Genomic DNA, 20516 nt, shown 5'->3' on the forward strand with positions numbered 1-20516 from the left:
TGTCTCTGGTCTGTCGTACAGGCCGCGATTAGTCGCATACTGCGCGGCTCGAATTTCAATCGGTTTACGGATATCCCGCATGAAACGTACTCCTCATCTGCTTGCCATCCAGTCCCACGTGGTTTTCGGTCACGCCGGCAACAGCGCCGCCGTTTTCCCTATGCAGCGGGTCGGGGTGAACGTCTGGCCGCTGAATACCGTGCAGTTTTCCAACCACACTCAATACGGCCAGTGGGCCGGTGAAGTGCTGGCGCCGCAGCAGATTCCCGAGCTGGTAGAAGGGATTGCGGCGATTGGCGAGCTGGGCAACTGCGATGCCGTGCTGTCCGGTTATCTGGGCAGTGCCGCTCAAGGGCGGGCGATCCTCAGCGGCGTGGCGCGGATCAAGGCGATCAACCCCAGCGCCTTGTACCTGTGCGACCCGGTGATGGGGCATGCGGAGAAAGGTTGCATCGTACCGGCTGAAGTCAGCGACTTCCTGCTGGATGAAGCGGCGGCGGTGGCGGATTTCATGTGCCCGAATCAGTTGGAACTGGACAGTTTTTCCGGCCGTAAGCCGCAGTCATTGTTCGATTGCCTGGCGATGGCTCGAGCGCTGCTGGCGCGCGGCCCGAAGGCGGTGCTGGTCAAGCATCTGGACTATCCCGGCAAGTTGGCGGACAGCTTCGAGATGTTGCTGGTGACGGCCGAAGGCAGTTGGCATCTGCGTCGTCCATTGCTGGCCTTCCCGCGTCAGCCGGTGGGCGTGGGCGACCTGACGTCGGGCCTGTTCCTGGCGCGGGTGTTGTTGGGCGACAGCCTGGTCGCGGCCTTTGAATTCGCGGCGTCTGCAGTACATGAAGTACTGCTGGAAACCCAGGCCAGCGCAAGCTATGAACTGGAACTGGTGCGTGCCCAGGACCGTATTGCGCATCCTCGGGTGAAGTTCGAGGCGACGGCGATCAGTTTGTAACGTCGTCGGTGTAGAAAAGATCGCAGCCTGCAGTAGTTTCTACAGAGGCTGCGATCGGCGCCGTATCAGGCGTCAGCCTTGATTTCGCGATAACGCTGATCCAGTTCCTGACGAATCTGCCGACGCTGTTTGGCTTGGGCGTATCGGCGTTTGTCTTCGCTGTTCTGCGGTTGCAACGGTGGGACGGCCGCCGGCTTACGCTGATCGTCGACCGCGACCATGGTGAAGAAGCAGCTATTGGTGTGACGCACCGAGCGCTCGCGGATGTTCTCGGTCACCACCTTGATGCCGACCTCCATCGAGGTATTGCCGGTGTAGTTGACCGACGCCAGAAAGGTCACCAGCTCACCGACATGGATCGGTTCGCGAAAGATCACCTGATCCACCGACAGGGTTACCACGTAGCGCCCGGCATAACGGCTGGCGCAGGCGTAGGCGACTTCGTCGAGGTATTTGAGCAGGGTGCCGCCGTGGACATTGCCAGAGAAGTTGGCCATGTCGGGGGTCATCAATACCGTCATCGACAGCTGGGCGTTTCCGGGTTCCATAGCACACTACTCACGGTTCAAGGCTGGGATTGCGGGAGCACCTCTGTGGGTGCCTGGCGGGTTTTTCAAAACCACCGTTAACGGGACGCCACGCCAATGAAGGCCGTCACGCCCGAATCGATCTGTTTCTATATATTGCACCGCCTTTGCGCCCGAAGTCGCGGTGTTACCCTTCAAAAGCCCACCTCAAGGGCCCTTTCATCCGATCTGGTAATCGCCCAACGACGTCAGCACATCCAACCGCCAAGGAGCCCTCGCCATGCATGCCATCAGTTTTATTCAGGACCTGGCAGTGATCATGCTGGTTGCAGGTGTGGTGACCATTGTTTTTCATCGGCTCAAACAGCCGGTCGTCCTAGGCTACATCGTGGCCGGTTTCATCATTGGCCCGCACACCCCGCCATTCGGGTTGATCCACGACGAGCAAACCATCAAGACCCTTGCCGAACTCGGGGTGATTTTCCTGATGTTCTGCCTGGGCCTGGAGTTCAGCCTGCGCAAGCTGTTCAAGGTCGGTGCCACGGCGTTTATCGCGGCGTTCCTGGAAATCGTGCTGATGATCTGGATCGGCTACGAAATCGGTCGCTGGTTTGACTGGAGCACCATGGATTCACTGTTCCTCGGTGCGATCCTGGCGATTTCCTCGACCACCATCATCGTCAAGGCGCTCAACGACCTGAAGATGAAGAACCAGCGCTTTGCCCAGCTGATCTTTGGCGTGTTGATCGTCGAAGACATCCTCGGCATCGGCATCATTGCCTTGCTCTCGAGTATCGCCGTCAGCGGCACCGTGAGCTCCGGAGAGGTGTTTTCCACGGTCGGCAAACTCTCGCTGTTCATGATCGTTGCGCTGGTGGTCGGGATCCTGCTGGTGCCGCGCTTGCTGGCTTATGTGGCGAAGTTCGACAGCAACGAAATGCTGCTGATCACTGTGCTTGGCCTGTGTTTTGGCTTTTGCCTGCTGGTGGTCAAGCTTGAGTACAGCATGGTACTCGGGGCGTTCCTGATTGGCGCGATCATGGCCGAGTCTCGGCAACTGGTGAAAATTGAGCGCCTGATCGAGCCTGTTCGCGACATGTTCAGCGCTATATTCTTTGTCGCCATTGGCCTGATGATCGATCCGCAGATTCTTCTTCAGTACGCCTGGCCCGTTGCGGTGATTACCGTCGCGGTGGTGCTCGGCAAGATGCTCTCCTGTGGTCTGGGGGCGTTTATCGCCGGCAATGACGGACGCACCTCGCTGCGAGTCGGCATGGGCCTGTCGCAGATTGGCGAGTTCTCTTTCATCATCGCGGCGCTGGGCATGACCTTGCAGGTCACCAGCGATTTCCTTTATCCGGTGGCGGTCGCTGTTTCGGCCATCACCACCTTGCTGACGCCGTACCTGATCCGTGCCGCCGATCCGCTTTCGTTGAAGCTGGCTGCAGTTATCCCGCAGCGTTTGGGCCGCGTGTTGGGAATGTATGGGGAGTGGCTGCGCAGCATTCAACCGCAGGGCGAGGGTGCGCAGCTGGCGTCGATGATTCGGCGGATTTTGTTGCAGGTCGGGGTCAATCTGGCGCTGGTGATGGCAATCTTCTTCTCGGGCAGTTTTTTTGCCGAGCGGATTTCCAGCTATCTGCATGCCTGGATCAATGATCCGAGCTGGCAGAAGGCGTTGATCTGGGGCGCGGCGTTGTTGCTGTCGCTGCCATTCCTGATTGCCGCTTATCGCAAGCTGAAGGCGCTCTCGATGTTGCTGGCGGAGATGGGCGTGAAGCCGGAGATGGCCGGCCGCCACACGCAGCGAGTGCGTCGGGTGATCGCCGAAGTGATCCCGATTCTCTCGCTGCTGGTGATTTTCCTGCTGCTGGCAGCCTTGTCGGCCAGTATCTTGCCGACCAACAAGTTGCTGGTGCTGATTGCCGTCGTGACCGCCACAGTGGCGGCCTTGCTCTGGCGCTGGTTCATCCGCGTGCACACGCGGATGCAGGTTGCCCTGCTGGAAACCCTGGATAACCACAAGGATTCGCCCGGGCATTGACCCCGCGGAGCGTCAGGCGGATCAGCTTTCCAGCCAGACGTCCCGCGCCCAGTGCCACACCGATTCCCAGGTTTCTTCGGCCAACAGCTCTTCTTCGGCCAGCCACAGCACCACGGTGCCGTCCTCTTCGACCAGGTAGTAGTTGTCACCGTCCTGGCAGATCGGAATCATGCTGCGATCAACACCGGCATCCCAGGCGTTGGCGGCAACGTCCGGCAGGTAGGTGTGCGATTGCGGGTCGGTGACAGTCACCGGCTCCAGGCTGCCGTACACGACGTCGCTGACGGTCAGCAGGAATTCTCTGAAGACGAACGGGATATCGATGAACAGTTGTTCTTCGATTTCCACCAGCAGGTCTTCGTCAGGCAGCTCCAAGGGCACCGGTACCGGTTCGTTGGCTTCTCGCAGTTGTTCGATGATTTCTTCCACGTCCGGGATCCTCTTGCTCAATGGCGCGGTTTGGTTGGGGCGGTTTATACAGTAGCTCGCTATAGATGCAACTGCGAAATAGAAAACCCCGGACAAGTCCGGGGTTTTTATTACAGCATGCGAAACGAGGGCGGTATTAGCCGTTCTGACGGATACCGGCCACCAGCCAAGGCTGGTTTTCGCCTTGCGGACGTTCCATGTTCCAGCTTTCGCTGAACACTTCGCCCTGATCGAAACGCGAATTTTTCGACACGCCTGTGAAGGTCAGGGTGGCGATGGTCTTGTCGGCCCGATCATCCACGCCGTCCAGCTGAACGTGGAGGTTGTCGATGTAGGTGGACTGGAAGCCGTCACCCAGATCGGCACGCTCACGCTTGAGGAACTCCAGCATTTGCGGGGTCACGAACTCGGCGATCTTGTCCATTTCGTTGGCGTCCCAGTGCTGTTGCAGGGACTGGAAGTGGTTGCGTGCGGCTTCAACGAAGCGCTCTTCGTTGAACCAGGCCGGAGCGTTGATCACCGGACGAGCGGCAGCTGGAGCCGCCGAGCCGCCGAAGATCGAACCCATGGCCGGCTTCTGTTCGTACACTTCACGCTGCATTGGCGCGCCTGCCGGGGCCATATGCTCTTGTTGCTTGCGGCGACGAGCGGCGATGAAGCGGAAGATCACGAATGCAATGACCGCCATGATCAGGATGTCGAAGAACTGCATGCCCTGGAAGCCGCCGCCCATGAACATGGAGGCCAGCAGGCCACCGGCGGCGATACCGGCCAGAGGGCCGAGCCAGCGCGAAGCACCGCCGGTTTTGGCGGCAGCGCCTGCGGCACCTGCAGCACCGGCGGTCGCGGCAGCAGAACCCATGCCAGGCGAGGACGGCGCCATTTGGCTGGTCTGGTGGGTAGGCGCAGCGCCTACGCTTTTGCCGCCACCGAAGCGCTTGGCGTTGGCGTCGAGGCTCATCGTCAGGCCGATGCACAGCGCCAGGGCGATGCTAAGAAAACGTTTCATAAAGGGAATTCCCATTTGTGGATGGCACGCGCGCCATGTTGCACAGGTGAAGTGACACTGGCTAGCGGCAGAGTGTTTCGGGCTTTTGCCTGACAGGCTGCGTTCAGCTCCGTCGGCACAAGTAGGCGCATGTATCTTTGTCTGTAGGACAAGTGGATTGGTTGAGCGGGAACGTTGCTTAACGTCGCAATGCCAACATCACCACGCCTGCCGTGATCAGACCGATTCCACCCCATTGGCGCAGGTCGAGCCGCTCACCCAGCAACACTGCGCCCAGTACGGCCACCAGCACCACACTGAGTTTGTCGACGGGTGCTACCAGCGAGGCTGGCCCGAGTTTCAGCGCACGGAAGTAGCAAATCCACGAGGCACCGGTTGCCAGGCCGGACAGCAGCAGGAACAGGTAGCTCTTGGCGGATATCGATCCCAATGACTGATATTGGCCCGTTGCGTACAAAATCAAGGCCAGGCTGACCAGTACCACGATCGTGCGCAGCAGCGTGGCGAAGTCGGAATTGACGTTTTCGATGCCGACCTTGGCGAAAATCGCCGTCAGCGCTGCGAATGCTGCGGACAACAGGGCCCAGAATGTCCAGGAAGAAAAGAAGCCCGAGCCCATGTGTATTACGCCTTCTATCAGATCGACCTGTGGGAGCCTGCAGTTGAATGCAGCGCAAGACCCTGTGGGAGCGAGCCTGCTCGCGATGGAGGCACTGCGGAGCACCGCGTCATCGTTCATCGCGAGCAGGCTCGCTCCCACAGAAAGCTATCAGACAGATAGCCGTTAGATGGCCTCGAGCTTGGCGTAGCCGAGCATCAGCCACTTGCTGCCTTCGCTGAAGTTCACTTGCACCCGGGCCTGCGCGCCGGCGCCTTCGAAGTTGAGGATCACCCCTTCGCCGAAGACCGCGTGTTGCACTTGCTGACCGAGGCTGAACGCGGTTTCCGGGATTTCCGTACCGGCGAACATGCTGCTCGAACTTTGCTTCTGGCCGCCACCGAACGGACGGCTGACGCTGTTGGACAGTCGCACTTCCTGGATCAGGCCTTTAGGGACTTCGCGTACGAAGCGTGAAACCTTGTTGTAGGTTTCGCTGCCATACAGGCGTCGGGTTTCGGCGTAGGTCATCACCAGGTTTTGCATGGCCCGGGTAATGCCGACGTAGGCCAGACGGCGTTCCTCTTCAAGGCGGCCGGGCTCTTCCAGGCTCATCTTGTGCGGGAACAGGCCTTCTTCCATGCCCACCAGGAACACGTAAGGGAATTCCAGGCCTTTGGCGCTGTGCAAGGTCATCAGCTGAATGCTGTCTTCGTGTTCATCGGCTTGAGTATCGCCAGCCTCCAGCGAAGCGTGGCCGAGGAACGCGGCCAGCGGCGTCAGGTCTTCGTCTTCTTCGGCGCTTTCAAAGTTGCGCGCCGCGCTGACCAGTTCCTCAAGGTTTTCTACCCGCGCCTGACCTTTCTCGCCTTTTTCCGCTTGGTGATAAGCGATCAGGCCGGACTGCTCGATGACGGTCTGAGTCATCAGGTGCAGCGGCATTTCGGCGGTGGTGGTCGCCAGGTGCTCGATCAACTCGATGAACGCACCCAGGGCGCCGGCTGCGCGGCCGGTGAGGCCTTTATTGGCCACCAGTTGACGCATGGCTTCCCACATCGACACATCGCTGTGACGAGCGTGATCGCGGATCGCTTCGACGGTTTTTTCACCGATGCCACGGGCCGGAACGTTGATCACCCGTTCCAGCGCCGCATCGTTGCCGCGACCTTCGAGCAACCGCAGGTAAGCCATGGCGTTCTTGATTTCAGCCCGCTCGAAGAAGCGCTGGCCGCCATAGATGCGGTACGGAATGCGTTCGCGCAGTAGCGCTTCTTCCAAAACCCGCGATTGGGCGTTGGAGCGGTACAAAATCGCGATATCGCTACGTGCCATGCCGGTTTTCAGCGCGCTTTCGATGGTTTCCACCACGTAGCGTGCTTCGTCATGTTCGTTGAACGCGGCGTACAGGTTGATCGCTTCGCCTTCGCCGCCGTCGGTCCACAGCTCTTTGCCCAGGCGCCCGGTGTTGTTGGCGATCAAGGCGTTGGCAGCCTTGAGGATCCCGGCGGTGGAGCGGTAGTTCTGTTCCAGTCGAATGACTTCCGCGTCCGGGAAGTCGGCCGAATACTGGTGAATGTTCTCGATTTTCGCGCCGCGCCAGCCGTAGATCGACTGATCGTCGTCGCCAACCACCATCAGGCTGTCGCCGCCCTTGGCCAGCAGACGCAACCAGGCGTACTGCACGGCGTTGGTGTCCTGGAATTCGTCCACCAGCACATGACGGAAGCGCTTCTGATAATGCGCCAGCAGGCCCGGATGATCGCGCCACAGGTCGAGGGCGCGTAGCAGCAGTTCGGAGAAGTCGATGACGCCCGCGCGCAGGCACGCGGCCTCATAGGCTTCATAGATGCTGCGCATGGTGGCCAGGAACAGATCGCCGCTGGCTTGAATATGTTGCGGGCGCAGGCCTTCGTCTTTCTGCCCGTTGATGAACCATTGGGCCTGGCGGGCCGGCCAGCGTTGTTCGTCGAGGCCCAGCTCACGGATCACCCGCTTGACCAGCCTCTGCTGATCGTCGCTGTCGAGGATCTGGAAGGTCTGGCTCAAGCCGGCTTCCTGCCAGTGCGCCCGCAGCAAGCGGTGCGCCAGGCCGTGGAAGGTGCCGACCCACATGCCGGCCGGGTTGATACCCATCAGCTGCTCGATGCGATGGCGCATCTCGGCAGCGGCCTTGTTGGTGAATGTCACCGACAGGATCGAGTGTGGCGAGGCGTTCTCGACCTGGATCAACCAGGCGATACGGTGCACCAGCACACGGGTTTTACCGGAACCAGCACCGGCCAGGACCAACTGACGACCCACGGAGGCAGCTACGGCCTGACGTTGGGCATCGTTGAGGGAGTTCAGCAGAAGGGAGAGATCATCGCGCATCAGGGCATTCTAGGGCGCCGCGCCACACCGGGCAAACCGAGCTTTGCATTAACCGATGAAAGAAGCGCAGGGGACGACCGGTCAGTCATTCGTCGCAAGCCCTGATGGGCCGCACTTCTGTGGTTTTGAACGCTGGCAACGGGCCATCTGTTTTGTCGGTTTTCTGATCTGGAGCAGTTTGGTCCGGGCCATTGCTTGTGTATGCTCCGTCGACGTTTCGGGCTCGTCACGCTCACCCTTATAAGAACAAGAATATTGCCTATGACCCTCAGCACCAGCCTGTCGGGCCCTTCTGTGGAGCCGCGGGTTATCTGCAAACAGTACGCCATGGAGATGGCGGTCGAGCGCACGCGTCTGCTGTATCAGGGCTCGTTGCTGCCCACGCTGTTCATGTTGATCAATGGTCTGGTCTGCGCCGGGTTGCTCTGGAACCCGCAGCGCTACTTCCTGGTGAGCATCTGGCTGATCTGGTTACTGTCGCTGGTGGCGCTGCGGGTGATTCAGGTCGCAGCCTTCGACTCGGCGATGCCCAGTCGTCAGGCGCAGCCAGTCTGGCGTCGAATGTTTCTGCTGGGTTCGGCCATGACCGGCCTGACCCTGGCCGGTGCCGGTATTGCCCTGGTGCCCACCGACAGCTTCCTGCAACAAGCCTGGGTATTCGGCCTGATCGGCGCGGCAACCCTCTCGGCCAGTGTCGCCTATGCGGTGAGCCTGCCGGCTTTCCTGTCGTTCACCTTGCCGTGTCTGTTACCGGCGATCGGTTATTTGTTCTGGGGCGGCGATGAACAGCAGCAAGGCTGGGGTTGGCTCGGGCTGATTCTGCTGGGCTCTCTGAGTGTGGTCGCGTGGCAGGTCAACCGGCTGATCCAGCACGGCTTGATGCGGCGTTTCCAGAATCAGGCACTGATCGAGCACTTGCAGCAGGCGCAAACTCGCAGCGAGCAGCTCAATCAGGAGTTGGCGCGGGAAATCGAACAGCGTCGCCACGCCGAAGAGGAGCTGCGTGAAGCCCAGGTCGGCCTCGAAAGCCGTGTCGCCCAGCGTAGCCGCGAACTGGACGCCGCCAATCAGGCCCTGAGCAAGAGCGAAGCGCGGCTGGCGCTGGCGTTGAAGGCCAGTGAGCTGGGGCTCTGGGACTGGAACCTGCAAACCGATGAGGTGCATCACACCCAACTCAAGGAATTGTTCGGCCTTGAGCCGGAATTCGTCACGGCGATGCTCAGTCACTTGAAGCCGCGCCTGCACCCGCAGGACTTGCCGCCGCTGCGGCGGGCGCTGGTCGAGCATTTGAAGGGCCGCACCGAGGATTATCAGATCGAATACCGCGTGCGCCACGGCGATGGCCACTGGGTCTGGATCGAAGACCGCGGCCGGGCAGTGGAACGGGGTGCCAACGGACGGGTGATCCGGATGGTCGGCACCCGGCGTGACATCAGCGTCAGTAAAGGGCTTGAAGAGCAGCGACAATTGGCGGCGACAGTGTTTGAAGCCGCCAGCGAAGGCATTGTGATTTTCGACCCGGATTACGCCCTGATCGCGGTCAATCAGGCGTTCAGTCGGGTCACCGGGTATCAGATTGAAGATTTGCTGGGGCGCAATGTGGTCGAACTGCCGTGCAGTCGTGACGCGCGGCGGCATTACTCGGTGATCCATCAGGCGCTGGAGCAACAGGGCAGTTGGCAGGGCGAGTTGGTGGAGGCGCGCAAAAACGGTGAGCTCTATCCGCAATGGTTGCAACTGAATGTGGTGCGCGACTCTCGGGGAAATGTCAGTCATATCGTAGGCTTTTTCGCCGATCTGTCAGCCCGGCGCGAATCCGAAGAGCGCATGCGCTACCTGACCCACTACGACGAACTGACCGGGCTGGCCAACCGCTCATTGTTCCGCGAGCGCCTGCATGAGGCCCATCAACGGGTGCGGCAGGGCGGTCGGAGTCTGGCGCTGCTGCACATCAACCTGGACCGTTTCAAACTGCTCAACGACAGCCTCGGCCATGAAGTCGCCGATCAGATGCTGCAGAAAATGGCTCGGCGTCTGGTCAATGCGCTGCCGGAGGCGGACACCATTGCGCGTTTGTCGGGTGACGAGTTCGCGGTCCTGTTCGATGCTTATGGCAACCTGTCGAGCCTGGCGCGGGTCGCCACTCGATTGTCGACCAAGCTGCGCTTGCCGCTGACTGTTGAAGGCCATGAGTTGGTGGTCAGTGCGTCGATGGGCATCAGCATGTTGCCGGATAACGCGCGGGAAATTTCCGCGCTGGTCAGCCAGTCAAACATGGCCATGCAACATGCCAAGCATCTGGGCGGGAACAACTTCCAGTTCTACACCGATAGCCTGCAAGCCAGCACCCTTGAGCGCTTGCAGCTGGAGAACCAGCTGCGCAAGGCCATCGAAGAAAAGCAGTTGAAGGTGTTTTACCAGCCGAAACTCTGCCTCGCGACTGGCCGCTTGAACGCCGCTGAAGCGCTGGTGCGCTGGGATCATCCGACGTTGGGGCGGGTGCCGCCGGGGGATTTTATCGGGCTGGCAGAGGAAGTCGGGTTGATCGGCGCCATTGGCGAATTCGTGCTGCGCCAGGCCTGCTGGCAAGCGTGCGAGTGGCAGCGTCAGGGGCTGGAGCCGATTCGGGTTTCGGTCAATCTGTCGGTCCACCAGTTGCGTCAAGGCAAACTGGTCAGCCTGGTGCGCCAGGTGCTTGAAGAAACCGGCCTGGCGCCGCACTACCTCGAACTGGAGCTGACGGAAAGCCAATTGCTGGACAGCGTCGAACACATCATCGCGACCTTCCAGCAGTTGCGTGATCTTGGTGTGAAACTGGCGATCGACGACTTTGGCACGGGGTATTCGTCGCTGAGCTACCTCAAGCGCATTCCTGTGGACTACGTGAAGATCGATCAGGCGTTTATCCGTGGGTTGGGCGAGGGTGGGGAAGATGCTGCGATCACCCGGGCAATCATTGCCATGGCGCATGGACTTTCGCTGAAAGTGGTGGCAGAAGGCGTGGAAACTGCACAGCAGTTGGCATTCCTTGAGGCCGAATCGTGTGATGAGGTGCAGGGCTACCTGATCAGCCGGCCGCTGGAGGCGCTTGCTGTAGCTGAGCTACTGCGTGCCGATAACCCTTTTGTGTAGCAATTGCCGAAGGCTGTGTCCGAGCGCGAAGCGGTCGCAGTGACTTCGAACGCAAGCTCAGGTTTTACGGCTGCTGAGCAACCCAACGCACGTTGCCCTGGCTGCTACATGGGGTGTGCCCGGCCAAAACAGGGGTATCGTGTTACGGATTGAACAGGCAAAAAGCGGATTCTTGTAGTATAACTACAAAATTGCTACATCCCCGGCGTCAGCCGATAACAATGAGTCCTGCCCTTTGAACCTGTTGCAACATATCGCCCAGTCTCGCCACCTGTTACGCAAATCGGAGCTCAAGGTTGCCGATCACGTGCTGCTTGACCCTGCGGCTGTGATGCACAGTTCCATGGCCGATCTTGCCCACAGCGTCGGCATCAGCGAGCCGACCATCGTGCGCTTCTGTCGGGCCATCGGTTGTTCGGGTTTCCAGGACTTGAAGCTGAAACTGGCGCAAAGCCTGGCAGCAGGGGCGAGTTTCGGGCAGTTCGCGATTCACGAAGACGATTCGGTCGCCGATTACAGCCTGAAAATTTTCGACACCACCCTGCACACCCTGATGGAGGTTCGCGAGAAGCTCGATCCGTTGGAGTTGCAGAGGGCTGTGACGCTCATGTCCCAGGCTCAGCGCGTCGAGTTCTATGGTTTTGGAGCGTCCGGCGCCGTTGCGGCGGATGCCCAGCATAAATTCTTCCGGCTGCTGCTGACGGCTGCGGCCTATTCCGACCCGCACATGCAGGCGATGTCGGCGGTCACGCTGAAGCCGACGGACGTAGCGATCTGCATTTCCCAGTCCGGCCGTTCCAAGGACCTGTTGATCACCGCCAACCTGGTGCGTGAAAGCGGTGCTTCGCTGATCACGTTGTGCCCAAGCCAGACCCCGTTGGCCGAGCTGTCGACCGTTAACCTGGCAATCGATGTGCACGAAGACACCGAAATCTATACGCCGCTGACCTCGCGTATCGCACACCTGGTAGTGATCGACGTGCTGGCCATGGGCGTGGCCATGGCGCGTGGGCCGAGCCTGGTCAACCACCTCAAGAGCGTCAAGCGCAGCCTTCGCAGCTTGCGTCTGTCGCCCAAGTCGGTCAAAGCACTGGACGACTGATCCGGGATTGCTGGTCGGTCGTTCCGACCTTAATCGCGAGCAGGCTCGCTCCCACAATTGATTGTCGGTGTTGCACAAATCGTGTGCGCACCACAGAACCTGTGGGAGCGAGCCTGCTCGCGATGGCGTCCTCGAAGTTGGCAACTTTCACATCCCTGTCATCCCCGCGCCGCCAAACCGTCATCCCCCACGCCTATCTTGAAACTCCCGTACTCGCCTTGGGAGACTCGAAATGGCCCAGCACTACGAAGAACGCACCAGCGCAGTCAAAACCCGCCGTCAGCAAGAAGACCAGCGTCGCATGGCGTTTCGCCGCGCGATTGAAGATCGTTGCGAGCACCGCCAGCTTCTGGCCGAGATCGGTGAATACCCGGATCTGGAACTCAATTACTGGCAGGCAAAACCGGCAGTTTCGCGTCGAAACGCTCAACCAGCGCGCTGATCTGCACCCGTTCACTGCGGATAAACCCCAGGAACGCATGCGCTACCGGTGACAGGCGTTTGGCTTTGGCCTGCACCAGGCACCAGCTGCGGTACAACGGCAGCTCTTCGACCGGCAGCTCTTTGAGCCCGCCGGTCGCCAACTCCAGGTTCAGGGCGTGGCGCGTCAACAAGGCTACGCCCAGACCCGCCACCACGCATTCGCGCTGGGCTTCGGCCGACGAGACTTCCTGGGTCTGGTTGAAGTGCACGCGCTTTTCTTTGAAATACTCCTCGCACGCCAGCCGTGTCCCGGAACCGGGCTCGCGCAGCAGCAATGTGTAGGGCTCAAGATCCTGCAAGCGCAAGGGACCCATGTGGCACAGCGGATGATCCGGTGGCGCCACGGCAACGATCGGGTTGTTGAGGAAGGGCAAAAACTCCAGGCCCATGTCCTGCGGCACCATGGACATGATCACCAGGTCGTCGCGGTTGTCGGACAGCCGTCGGATGACCTGTCCCCGATTGACCACCGTCAGTTGCAGGTTCACTTCCGGGTGCTGGCGCTTGAAGGCGGCAAACAAGTGCGGTACGAAGTACTTGGCGCTGGATTCCACAGCCAGTTTCAGCTGACCTTGCAATGAACCTTGCATGTCCGAGAGCTGCATATCGAGGTTTTCCAGACGCCCGAAAATGTCCCGGCTGGCGCGCTGTAACGCTTCAGCTGCTTCGGTCATGTAGAGCTTTTTGCCGACGTAATCGAACAAAGGCTGACCAATCAGCTCTTCAAGCTGACGAATCTGTAGGCTGACGGCCGGTTGTGTGAGCGACATTTCGTCGGCTGCGCGGCTGTAGGAACGCAAATCGCAGACTTCATTGAAGATCTGAAGCTGGCGTAATGTCATACGCATCAGGGACTTACGCATTATCTAGAGGCTCTGGTCGCAGTCGGGTCTCTCAACTATAAGCCTTTGCTTATGCCTAACCCAATAATTATTGATTTTTGTTAATCCCTTGAGCGGGCTAGTGTGACTGTGCGACTGGCTTGAAACATTTAGTCACGCGCCGACCCAGTCCAAGGTCGTGGGTAGCAACCGGCTCAAGGGAACCTCCAAGTGATAAAAAAGATCCTGATTGCCAACCGTGGTGAGATTGCCGTACGAATCGTACGTGCCTGCGCTGAGATGGGCATTCGTTCGGTCGCGATCTATTCCGACGCCGATCGCCATGCGTTGCATGTCAAACGCGCCGATGAAGCCCACAGCATTGGTGCCGAGCCACTGGCCGGTTACCTGAACCCGCGCAAGCTGGTGAACCTCGCGGTGGAAACCGGTTGCGACGCGTTGCACCCAGGTTATGGCTTTCTTTCGGAAAACGCCGAGCTGGCGGATATCTGCGCCGAGCGCGGTATCAAATTCATTGGCCCGTCGGCAGAAGTCATTCGCCGCATGGGCGACAAGACCGAAGCTCGTCGCAGCATGATCAAGGCTGGCGTGCCGGTCACGCCGGGCACTGAAGGCAACGTCGCCGACATCGCCGAAGCCCTGGCCGAAGGCGATCGCATCGGTTATCCGGTGATGCTCAAGGCCACCTCCGGTGGTGGCGGCCGCGGGATTCGTCGCTGCAACAGCCGCGATGAACTCGAACAAGCTTTCCCGCGGGTGATTTCCGAAGCGACCAAGGCCTTTGGTTCGGCGGAAGTCTTCCTCGAAAAATGCATCGTCAATCCCAAGCACATCGAAGCGCAGATCCTCGGCGACAGCTTCGGCAATGTGGTGCACCTGTTCGAGCGTGATTGCTCGATCCAGCGTCGTAACCAGAAGCTGATCGAGATCGCCCCGAGCCCGCAACTGACGCCAGAACAGCGCGCCTACATCGGCGACTTGTCGGTGCGTGCGGCCAAGGCCGTGGGTTATGAGAACGCCGGCACCGTGGAGTTCCTGCTCGCCGAAGGCGAGGTGTACTTCATGGAGATGAACACCCGGGTGCAGGTGGAACACACCATCACCGAAGAAATCACCGGTATCGACATCGTCCGTGAGCAGATCCGCATTGCCTCTGGCCTGCCGCTGTCGGTGAAGCAGGAAGACATCCAGCACCGCGGTTTCGCGCTGCAGTTCCGGATCAACGCCGAAGACCCGAAAAACAATTTCCTGCCGAGCTTCGGCAAGATCACCCGTTACTACGCACCCGGCGGTCCCGGCGTACGTACCGACACGGCGATCTATACCGGTTACACCATTCCACCGTTCTACGATTCCATGTGCCTGAAACTGGTGGTCTGGGCGTTGACCTGGGAAGAGGCGATGGACCGTGGCTTGCGCGCCCTCGACGACATGCGTCTGCAAGGGGTCAAGACCACCGCCGCCTATTACCAGGAAATCCTGCGTAACCCGGAATTCCGTAGCGGTCAGTTCAACACCAGCTTCGTTGAAAGCCACCCTGAGCTGACCAACTACTCGATCAAGCGCAAACCCGAAGAGCTGGCCCTGGCCATCGCCGCCGCCATCGCCGCCCACGCAGGCCTGTGAGGAGTATTCCAATGACTAAGAAAATCCACGTAACCGACACAATCCTGCGCGACGCCCACCAATCGCTGCTCGCGACCCGCATGCGCACCGACGACATGCTGCCGATCTGCGACAAGCTCGACAAAGTTGGCTACTGGTCGCTGGAAGTCTGGGGCGGCGCGACCTTCGATGCCTGCGTACGCTTTCTGAAAGAAGATCCGTGGGAGCGTCTGCGCAAACTGCGTGCGGCGCTGCCTAACACTCGTCTGCAAATGCTTCTGCGTGGCCAGAACCTGTTGGGTTATCGCCACTACAGCGACGACGTGGTCAAAGCCTTCGTCGCCAAGGCGGCGGTGAATGGCATCGACGTCTTCCGTATCTTCGATGCGATGAACGACGTGCGTAACCTGCGGGTGGCCATCGAAGCGGTGAAAGCGGCCGGCAAACACGCCCAGGGCACCATCGCCTACACCACCAGCCCGGTGCACACCATCGAGGCGTTCGTGGAGCAAGCCAGGCAAATGGAAGCCATGGGTTGCGACTCCGTGGCGATCAAGGACATGGCCGGCCTGCTGACCCCGTACGCCACTGGCGAACTGGTCAAGGCACTGAAAAGCGAGCAGTCGCTGCCCGTGTTCATCCACTCTCACGATACCGCTGGCCTGGCCGCGATGTGCCAACTCAAGGGCATCGAAAATGGTGCCGACAATATCGACACCGCGATCTCCAGCTTCGCCTGGGGCACCAGTCACCCGGGCACCGAGTCGATGGTCGCCGCCCTTAAAGGCAGCGAGTTCGACACCGGCCTGAGTCTGGAGCTGCTGCAGGAAATCGGGTTGTACTTCTACGCCGTGCGCAAGAAGTACCACCAGTTCGAAAGCGAATTCACCGCCGTCGACACCCGCGTGCAAGTCAACCAGGTGCCGGGCGGGATGATTTCCAACCTGGCCAACCAGTTGAAAGAGCAGGGCGCTCTGAACCGCATGAGCGAAGTATTGGCCGAAATCCCGCGGGTTCGCGAAGACCTCGGCTTCCCACCGCTGGTGACCCCGACGTCGCAGATCGTCGGTACTCAGGCGTTCTTCAACGTGTTGGCCGGTGAGCGCTACAAGACCATCACCAACGAAGTGAAGCTCTACCTGCAAGGCGGTTACGGCAAAGCGCCGGGTGTTGTTAACGAGCAGCTGCGCCGTCAGGCGATCGGCAGCGAAGAAGTCATCGATGTCCGTCCGGCGGATTTGATCAAGCCGGAAATGACCAAGCTGCGCGGCGAAATCGGTGCGTTGGCCAAGTCTGAAGAAGACGTGCTGACCTATGCGATGTTCCCGGACATCGGCCGCAAGTTCCTCGAGGAACGCGAAGCCGGCACCCTGACCCCGGAAGTGCTGTTGCCGATTCCGGAAGCCGGTGGCGTGACCTCGGCGGGCGGCGAAGGCGTGCCGACCGAGTTCGTCATCGATGTGCACGGTGAAACCTACCGCGTCGACATCACCGGTGTGGGCGTCAAGTCCGAAGGCAAGCGTCACTTCTACCTGTCCATCGACGGCATGCCGGAAGAAGTGGTGTTCGAGCCACTCAACGAATTCGTCAGCGGCGGCAGCAGCAAGCGCAAGCAAGCCAGCGCACCGGGCCACGTCAGCACCACCATGCCGGGCAACATCGTCGATGTGCTGGTCAAGGAAGGCGACACCGTGAAAGCCGGCCAGGCGGTGCTGATCACCGAAGCGATGAAGATGGAAACCGAAGTGCAAGCGGCCATCGCCGGCAAAGTGACTGCCATCCACGTAGCCAAGGGCGACCGGGTTAATCCTGGCGAAATCCTGATCGAGATCGAAGGCTGATTTAACAGCCTCGACTGCAACGCTTTACCTCGGGGGGGCATGTGCCCCCCTTTTTTTTCGCCCCGGATTTGTGGATGTTAGAAGTTCATCCGCCACTGACCCATCACGCCGTTTTCGTGGCTGTTGCTGCTCATCTCACCGTTGTAGGCAATGCTTAGAGAGTGTTGCTTCGAGACCCGCAGATCCAACCCCGCTTCCAGTGTCAGGCTGTTGCGATCCAGTGGAATGCTTTCGACGTAGAACGACTCGCTACCCGCCAAAAAAGTCTGAAGTACATAGCTGCTGACATTGCCGTAGGTGTGCTTCCAGCCAGCGCTCATACGCGGGGTCAGGCGCATGCCGTTTTCCAGGTCGCTGCGGTGTGCCAGGCGCAGGCCAAAGATACTGTTGAAGTTGCGTTGGGTTTGTTTGTCGACTTTCAGCGCAGCATCCCCACCTTTTTCCCGGTAGCTGTCGCGTTGATAACGCTCGTATCCGAGGCTTGCGAAAGGCTCGACCTGCAGGGTGCTACTGCTCAGGTTGTAACCGACTTCGGCGAAAACCTGCTGGCTGCTGGCGTCATAGCTGCCTTTGAGCTGGTCGCGGTAACGACCGAAGGCAATATTGCGTTTGGTGGTTCCGTCATGACTGCTGTAAGTCGCCCCCAGTCGTAATGCCAGCGGGCCGCTTTGACGCAGCGCATAGGCCCCGAGGTGCCAGCTGTCAAGATCGCCGTCCAGCAGCACCCCGTCCAGGCGAGTCTGTGACTTGCCACCGAGCAAGCCCGCGCGCCATTCATTGTCGAGCGACCAGTCGGCCCCCACCACAACGCCGTGAGTGCGTTGCCGAAGGGCGCTGTCGTCCTGTTTGTCATTGAGGGTTGCGGAGTTGCCCAGCGCCTGGACCCAGACCTTGCCATTGGTATCGTGAACGGTTGCGGAGTGATCGTGCGGGCTCGCGTCGTTGCTCAGCTCGCGCAGGGTTGAAAGCATGCTCGCGCTGACCGGCCGGACACTGCTCAAGGTGGCATTGGCGAGGTTGGCGTTGCTCCAACCGGCCAGTTGCTCCAGCGCTATGGCGGCCGTTGCGGTGTTGCTGGTGAGCAGGGCATTGATGGCGGCATTGTTCGCAACCGTCTTCGGCGTTTGTGTTGTGCCGGGTTTATCGGAGTCGAGGCTGTTGGCCACCTGGCGGGCATTGGTCATCACTTCCGCCGGGAGTTCAGGTGTCAGTGCAGCGCTCAATCCTTCACTTGCCGAGGGTTCTTTGGGGGCAATCATGTCCTCGACGAGCAGCGGATCAGGAACAGGAGCGGCTTGTCTGTTATCGGGGGTGATCAACGCCACTGCTGTGGTGACGGGGACGTCGGGTAAGTGCTGTCCGACAGAGTCCTGAGGGGCGGGTTTGGGTTTCGCAGGTTTTCGGGCTTTGACCGGACGAGGCTTGGTCTCGGTGACTGAGGGCTCTGTTTGCTGAGCATGGGACATTACGCTGCAGCCGAAGACGAGGGCGATTGCCAGAGCGAGATGGTGTGGACGATGAGTGTGCAAAATGGGCATTGAATGCGACCTCTTCCTTGGGGAGGTCGAACTCTAAAAGGACGGGCACATGCCCCGATGCCGGGGATTTCCGGCTCTTGTGCAAGGCGCTGGAGCTTCGGTTGTAGCAATGGGCACGTCCAGCAGGCCATATGATCATTGGCCTCCATGCACTGACGTTTTGCCTTACGCCGTTATCGGATGTGTCGATTGGCGAAGGCTCGGAAACGCGTCTGCCACTGTCCAATCAGGCCATGCTTCTAGCATGCAGAGGCTTTTTCCAGATTGATGTGTGGGCTTCAATCGCGCGAAAACGCAATTTAATGCATCTAGTTGTCTGGAATTATCTTTTGTATGCATTTAAATGCATATTTTTGCCGTATGCGGACTTAATTTATGCACTATATTGCAATCACCTCATGTTTTAAGCCTTTGCAAATGTATTAAATTGCAGGAGCAAGCAATGCTGACGCTAACACTACAAATTCATACGGCTGGGGAATGGCAGGATGCCATGGTCCTGAGTTTTGATGACCCGGAGCAAGGCTTCGCCAGTCGGTGCAATTTTGGCTACGAATTGGGTTATCTGGTCGACAATATCAACGATATACCAAGTCCTTTCGCTGGGGCTGTGAGCGCCAATGTCCCGATAGCCTGGGAGGGGCAGCGAACCTCAACTGCTCCGGCGTTCTTGCACGACATTGCGCCAGCAGGGGCAGCCAAACGGTTCCTCATGACGCACATTGGTCGCGACAAGCCGGAGGGCATTAGCGCCGACCTGTTTTTACTGGCACGCAGTACACCGGCCCCCATTGGCAATATGCGGATCAAGGAGTCGCTTGAAACACTGAGCAGCCGACCGGCAGTGGGCTTTCAGCGTGACGACGTGATCTCGCGCGACAATCGCTTTCTGGAATATGCCTACGAACAAGGTGCAGCCATTGGTGGTGCGACGGGGGCAGGTGGTGAAGCGCCCAAGCTGTTGCTGACAGAAAACCGTGAAGGCCTGCTGTATCCGGATGCAGTGCTGGATGACACCGAAGTGGCGCAGCACTGGTTTGTGAAGTTCGCTCGTAACCAAGGCACACAAACCGACAAAGACATCCTCAGAAGCGAGTTCCATTACTACAAGGCGCTGCAGATGCTTGGCATCGACACCGTGGCCACAGCAGGGCTGGCTTTGGAAGAGGCGACAAAACCCAGTTTGTGGATGCAGCGTTTTGACCGTCGTATAAGTGAGCAGGGCGTCGAGCGACTGGCGGTTGAGTCGATTTACTCGCTGGCCGGAGTGACTACCCCGGGAAGTCCCATGGATCACTTGGAGGTGATCCGGCTCCTTGCCGACCTTTGGCGGTCGACTGGACAAGCGACGCACATTGAGGATCTGGTCGTGGACTACCTGCGTCGTGACCTGCTCAACAAAATACTCGGCAACTCAGATAACCATGGACGTAACACCGCGATCATCCGCCATGCCAATTCGTTTGAACTAGCGCCGATCTACGACCTGGCACCGATGGTCATGGACGATGAAGGCATCACCCGGACCACAAAATGGCCACGGGATCTGGAGGTGGCGGGGGATGTCGATTGGCGTGGCGTCTGTATTGCGTTAACGGGGATTGTCGATTCGCAGGTGGTCTTCGAGCGGTTGCGCGAGCAAGCCAATCGCTTGCGGGCGCTGCCGGACATACTGACCGAAAGCGGTCTGCCTGAGGTGACGATGAATCATCCTCGCATTGCTTTGCGACATCTTGATCAGCGTTTAAGGGAGTGGGGGCTGCAATGAGCATGACAGTGGCAGAGCGAACACTGCTGATCGAAAGAATTCAGCAAGCGTTAGCCAATGACACATTGGCTATCGGCGAAGCGGTGCGCCAATTGCGAGTTGAGGTGACCGGTTTACACCAAAGCCAGTTCGCAAAGATGTGCAAAATATCCGTGCGTACGCTGGTGCACATCGAGCACGGAGAAGGGAACCAGACGCTCAAATCACTTAACGCCGTATTCCGCCCATTCGGGATGCAAATGGGCGTGGTGAAGATTCGGCGCACGATCAGCTGAA

At 59.4% G+C, this 20516-nt stretch carries 16 protein-coding genes; 9 read left to right on the forward strand and 7 right to left on the reverse strand.

Annotation, left to right across the window (positions count from 1 at the left end; translation table 11 throughout):
- Nucleotides 1-79: 79 nt before the first annotated feature.
- Entirely contained in the window at nucleotides 80-952 is an 873-nt protein-coding gene (gene pdxY / locus AC1DIH_RS12305; RefSeq protein WP_477771864.1) for a pyridoxal kinase PdxY, read from the forward strand.
- A gap of 65 nt (nucleotides 953-1017) precedes the next feature.
- On the opposite strand, the gene AC1DIH_RS12310 is transcribed toward pdxY, so the two are convergent.
- Nucleotides 1018-1500 carry an acyl-CoA thioesterase gene (locus AC1DIH_RS12310; RefSeq protein WP_019694342.1) on the reverse strand — a complete coding sequence of 161 codons (483 nt, stop codon included), beginning with the start codon at nucleotides 1498-1500 and terminating at the stop codon, nucleotides 1018-1020.
- A gap of 259 nt (nucleotides 1501-1759) precedes the next feature.
- Between AC1DIH_RS12310 and AC1DIH_RS12315 the strand changes: the two genes are divergently transcribed.
- Nucleotides 1760-3523, forward strand: a complete 1764-nt coding sequence (locus AC1DIH_RS12315) for a cation:proton antiporter (protein ID WP_477771865.1) — start codon at nucleotides 1760-1762, stop codon at nucleotides 3521-3523.
- 21 nt (nucleotides 3524-3544) lie between these two features.
- On the opposite strand, the gene AC1DIH_RS12320 is transcribed toward AC1DIH_RS12315, so the two are convergent.
- The 4 genes from AC1DIH_RS12320 to uvrD all read right to left on the reverse strand — a co-directional run bounded on the left by AC1DIH_RS12320 (nucleotide 3545) and on the right by uvrD (nucleotide 7929).
- Nucleotides 3545-3952, reverse strand: a complete 408-nt coding sequence (locus tag AC1DIH_RS12320) for an SMI1/KNR4 family protein (protein ID WP_019694340.1) — start codon at nucleotides 3950-3952, stop codon at nucleotides 3545-3547.
- Nucleotides 3953-4088: 136 nt separating this feature from the next.
- The gene (locus AC1DIH_RS12325; protein WP_477771866.1) at nucleotides 4089-4961 is read right to left on the reverse strand and encodes a Tim44 domain-containing protein; all 873 of its coding nucleotides are present in this window, start codon (nucleotides 4959-4961) and stop codon (nucleotides 4089-4091) included.
- 178 nt (nucleotides 4962-5139) lie between these two features.
- Entirely contained in the window at nucleotides 5140-5580 is a 441-nt protein-coding gene (locus AC1DIH_RS12330) for an EamA family transporter (protein WP_019694338.1), read from the reverse strand.
- A 165-nt stretch (nucleotides 5581-5745) separates the two neighbouring features.
- Nucleotides 5746-7929, reverse strand: a complete 2184-nt coding sequence (uvrD, locus tag AC1DIH_RS12335; RefSeq protein ID WP_054594789.1) for a DNA helicase II — start codon at nucleotides 7927-7929, stop codon at nucleotides 5746-5748.
- Between the two features lie 261 nt (nucleotides 7930-8190).
- Here uvrD and AC1DIH_RS12340 point away from each other — a divergent pair, with 261 nt between their 5' ends.
- From AC1DIH_RS12340 to AC1DIH_RS12350, 3 genes are all read left to right on the forward strand, one after another.
- Nucleotides 8191-11061 carry a putative bifunctional diguanylate cyclase/phosphodiesterase gene (locus AC1DIH_RS12340; protein WP_477771867.1) on the forward strand — a complete coding sequence of 957 codons (2871 nt, stop codon included), beginning with the start codon at nucleotides 8191-8193 and terminating at the stop codon, nucleotides 11059-11061.
- Between the two features lie 235 nt (nucleotides 11062-11296).
- On the forward strand, nucleotides 11297-12163 hold the full coding sequence (gene hexR, locus AC1DIH_RS12345) for a transcriptional regulator HexR (protein WP_007954250.1): 867 nt from the start codon (nucleotides 11297-11299) through the stop codon (nucleotides 12161-12163).
- Between the two features lie 232 nt (nucleotides 12164-12395).
- Nucleotides 12396-12605, forward strand: a complete 210-nt coding sequence (locus AC1DIH_RS12350; protein ID WP_477771868.1) for a PA3496 family putative envelope integrity protein — start codon at nucleotides 12396-12398, stop codon at nucleotides 12603-12605.
- Here AC1DIH_RS12350 and AC1DIH_RS12355 read toward each other — a convergent pair.
- Nucleotides 12547-13509, reverse strand: a complete 963-nt coding sequence (locus tag AC1DIH_RS12355) for a LysR family transcriptional regulator (protein ID WP_477771869.1) — start codon at nucleotides 13507-13509, stop codon at nucleotides 12547-12549. The two genes, AC1DIH_RS12350 and AC1DIH_RS12355, sit on opposite strands and share 59 nt — an antisense overlap.
- Nucleotides 13510-13698: 189 nt before the next feature.
- Between AC1DIH_RS12355 and AC1DIH_RS12360 the strand changes: the two genes are divergently transcribed.
- The gene (locus AC1DIH_RS12360) at nucleotides 13699-15114 is read left to right on the forward strand and encodes an acetyl-CoA carboxylase biotin carboxylase subunit (protein ID WP_019694334.1); all 1416 of its coding nucleotides are present in this window, start codon (nucleotides 13699-13701) and stop codon (nucleotides 15112-15114) included.
- A gap of 11 nt (nucleotides 15115-15125) precedes the next feature.
- Nucleotides 15126-16934: a sodium-extruding oxaloacetate decarboxylase subunit alpha gene (gene oadA / locus AC1DIH_RS12365; protein WP_103314812.1), complete on the forward strand. Its 1809-nt coding sequence runs from the start codon at nucleotides 15126-15128 to the stop codon at nucleotides 16932-16934.
- A gap of 77 nt (nucleotides 16935-17011) precedes the next feature.
- Here the strand turns inward: oadA and AC1DIH_RS12370 are convergent, their stop codons facing one another.
- The gene (locus AC1DIH_RS12370; protein ID WP_477771870.1) at nucleotides 17012-18193 is read right to left on the reverse strand and encodes an autotransporter outer membrane beta-barrel domain-containing protein; all 1182 of its coding nucleotides are present in this window, start codon (nucleotides 18191-18193) and stop codon (nucleotides 17012-17014) included.
- A gap of 721 nt (nucleotides 18194-18914) precedes the next feature.
- On the opposite strand from AC1DIH_RS12370, the gene AC1DIH_RS12375 reads away from it, so the two are divergent.
- Both AC1DIH_RS12375 and AC1DIH_RS12380 read left to right on the forward strand, forming a co-directional pair.
- The gene (locus AC1DIH_RS12375) at nucleotides 18915-20240 is read left to right on the forward strand and encodes a HipA domain-containing protein (RefSeq protein ID WP_477771871.1); all 1326 of its coding nucleotides are present in this window, start codon (nucleotides 18915-18917) and stop codon (nucleotides 20238-20240) included.
- Entirely contained in the window at nucleotides 20237-20515 is a 279-nt protein-coding gene (locus AC1DIH_RS12380; RefSeq protein ID WP_477771872.1) for a helix-turn-helix domain-containing protein, read from the forward strand. Before AC1DIH_RS12375 ends, AC1DIH_RS12380 begins: the two co-directional genes overlap by 4 nt.
- Nucleotide 20516 lies beyond the last annotated feature (1 nt).

It is taken from the genome of Pseudomonas sp. 05N36 (assembly GCF_056397385.1).

Coding starts and splice junctions, on each gene's coding strand:
- AC1DIH_RS12370 (WP_477771870.1), bottom strand. CDS start 18,193: ATGATTGCCCCCAAAGAACCCTCGGCAAGTGAAGGATTGAGCGCTGCA.
- AC1DIH_RS12355 (WP_477771869.1), bottom strand. CDS start 13,509: ATGCGTAAGTCCCTGATGCGTATGACATTACGCCAGCTTCAGATCTTC.
- oadA (WP_103314812.1), top strand. CDS start 15,126: ATGACTAAGAAAATCCACGTAACCGACACAATCCTGCGCGACGCCCAC.
- AC1DIH_RS12315 (WP_477771865.1), top strand. CDS start 1,760: ATGCATGCCATCAGTTTTATTCAGGACCTGGCAGTGATCATGCTGGTT.
- AC1DIH_RS12380 (WP_477771872.1), top strand. CDS start 20,237: ATGAGCATGACAGTGGCAGAGCGAACACTGCTGATCGAAAGAATTCAG.
- AC1DIH_RS12325 (WP_477771866.1), bottom strand. CDS start 4,961: ATGAAACGTTTTCTTAGCATCGCCCTGGCGCTGTGCATCGGCCTGACG.
- AC1DIH_RS12340 (WP_477771867.1), top strand. CDS start 8,191: ATGACCCTCAGCACCAGCCTGTCGGGCCCTTCTGTGGAGCCGCGGGTT.
- AC1DIH_RS12310 (WP_019694342.1), bottom strand. CDS start 1,500: ATGGAACCCGGAAACGCCCAGCTGTCGATGACGGTATTGATGACCCCC.
- uvrD (WP_054594789.1), bottom strand. CDS start 7,929: ATGCGCGATGATCTCTCCCTTCTGCTGAACTCCCTCAACGATGCCCAA.
- AC1DIH_RS12330 (WP_019694338.1), bottom strand. CDS start 5,580: ATGGGCTCGGGCTTCTTTTCTTCCTGGACATTCTGGGCCCTGTTGTCC.
- AC1DIH_RS12375 (WP_477771871.1), top strand. CDS start 18,915: ATGCTGACGCTAACACTACAAATTCATACGGCTGGGGAATGGCAGGAT.
- AC1DIH_RS12350 (WP_477771868.1), top strand. CDS start 12,396: ATGGCCCAGCACTACGAAGAACGCACCAGCGCAGTCAAAACCCGCCGT.
- pdxY (WP_477771864.1), top strand. CDS start 80: ATGAAACGTACTCCTCATCTGCTTGCCATCCAGTCCCACGTGGTTTTC.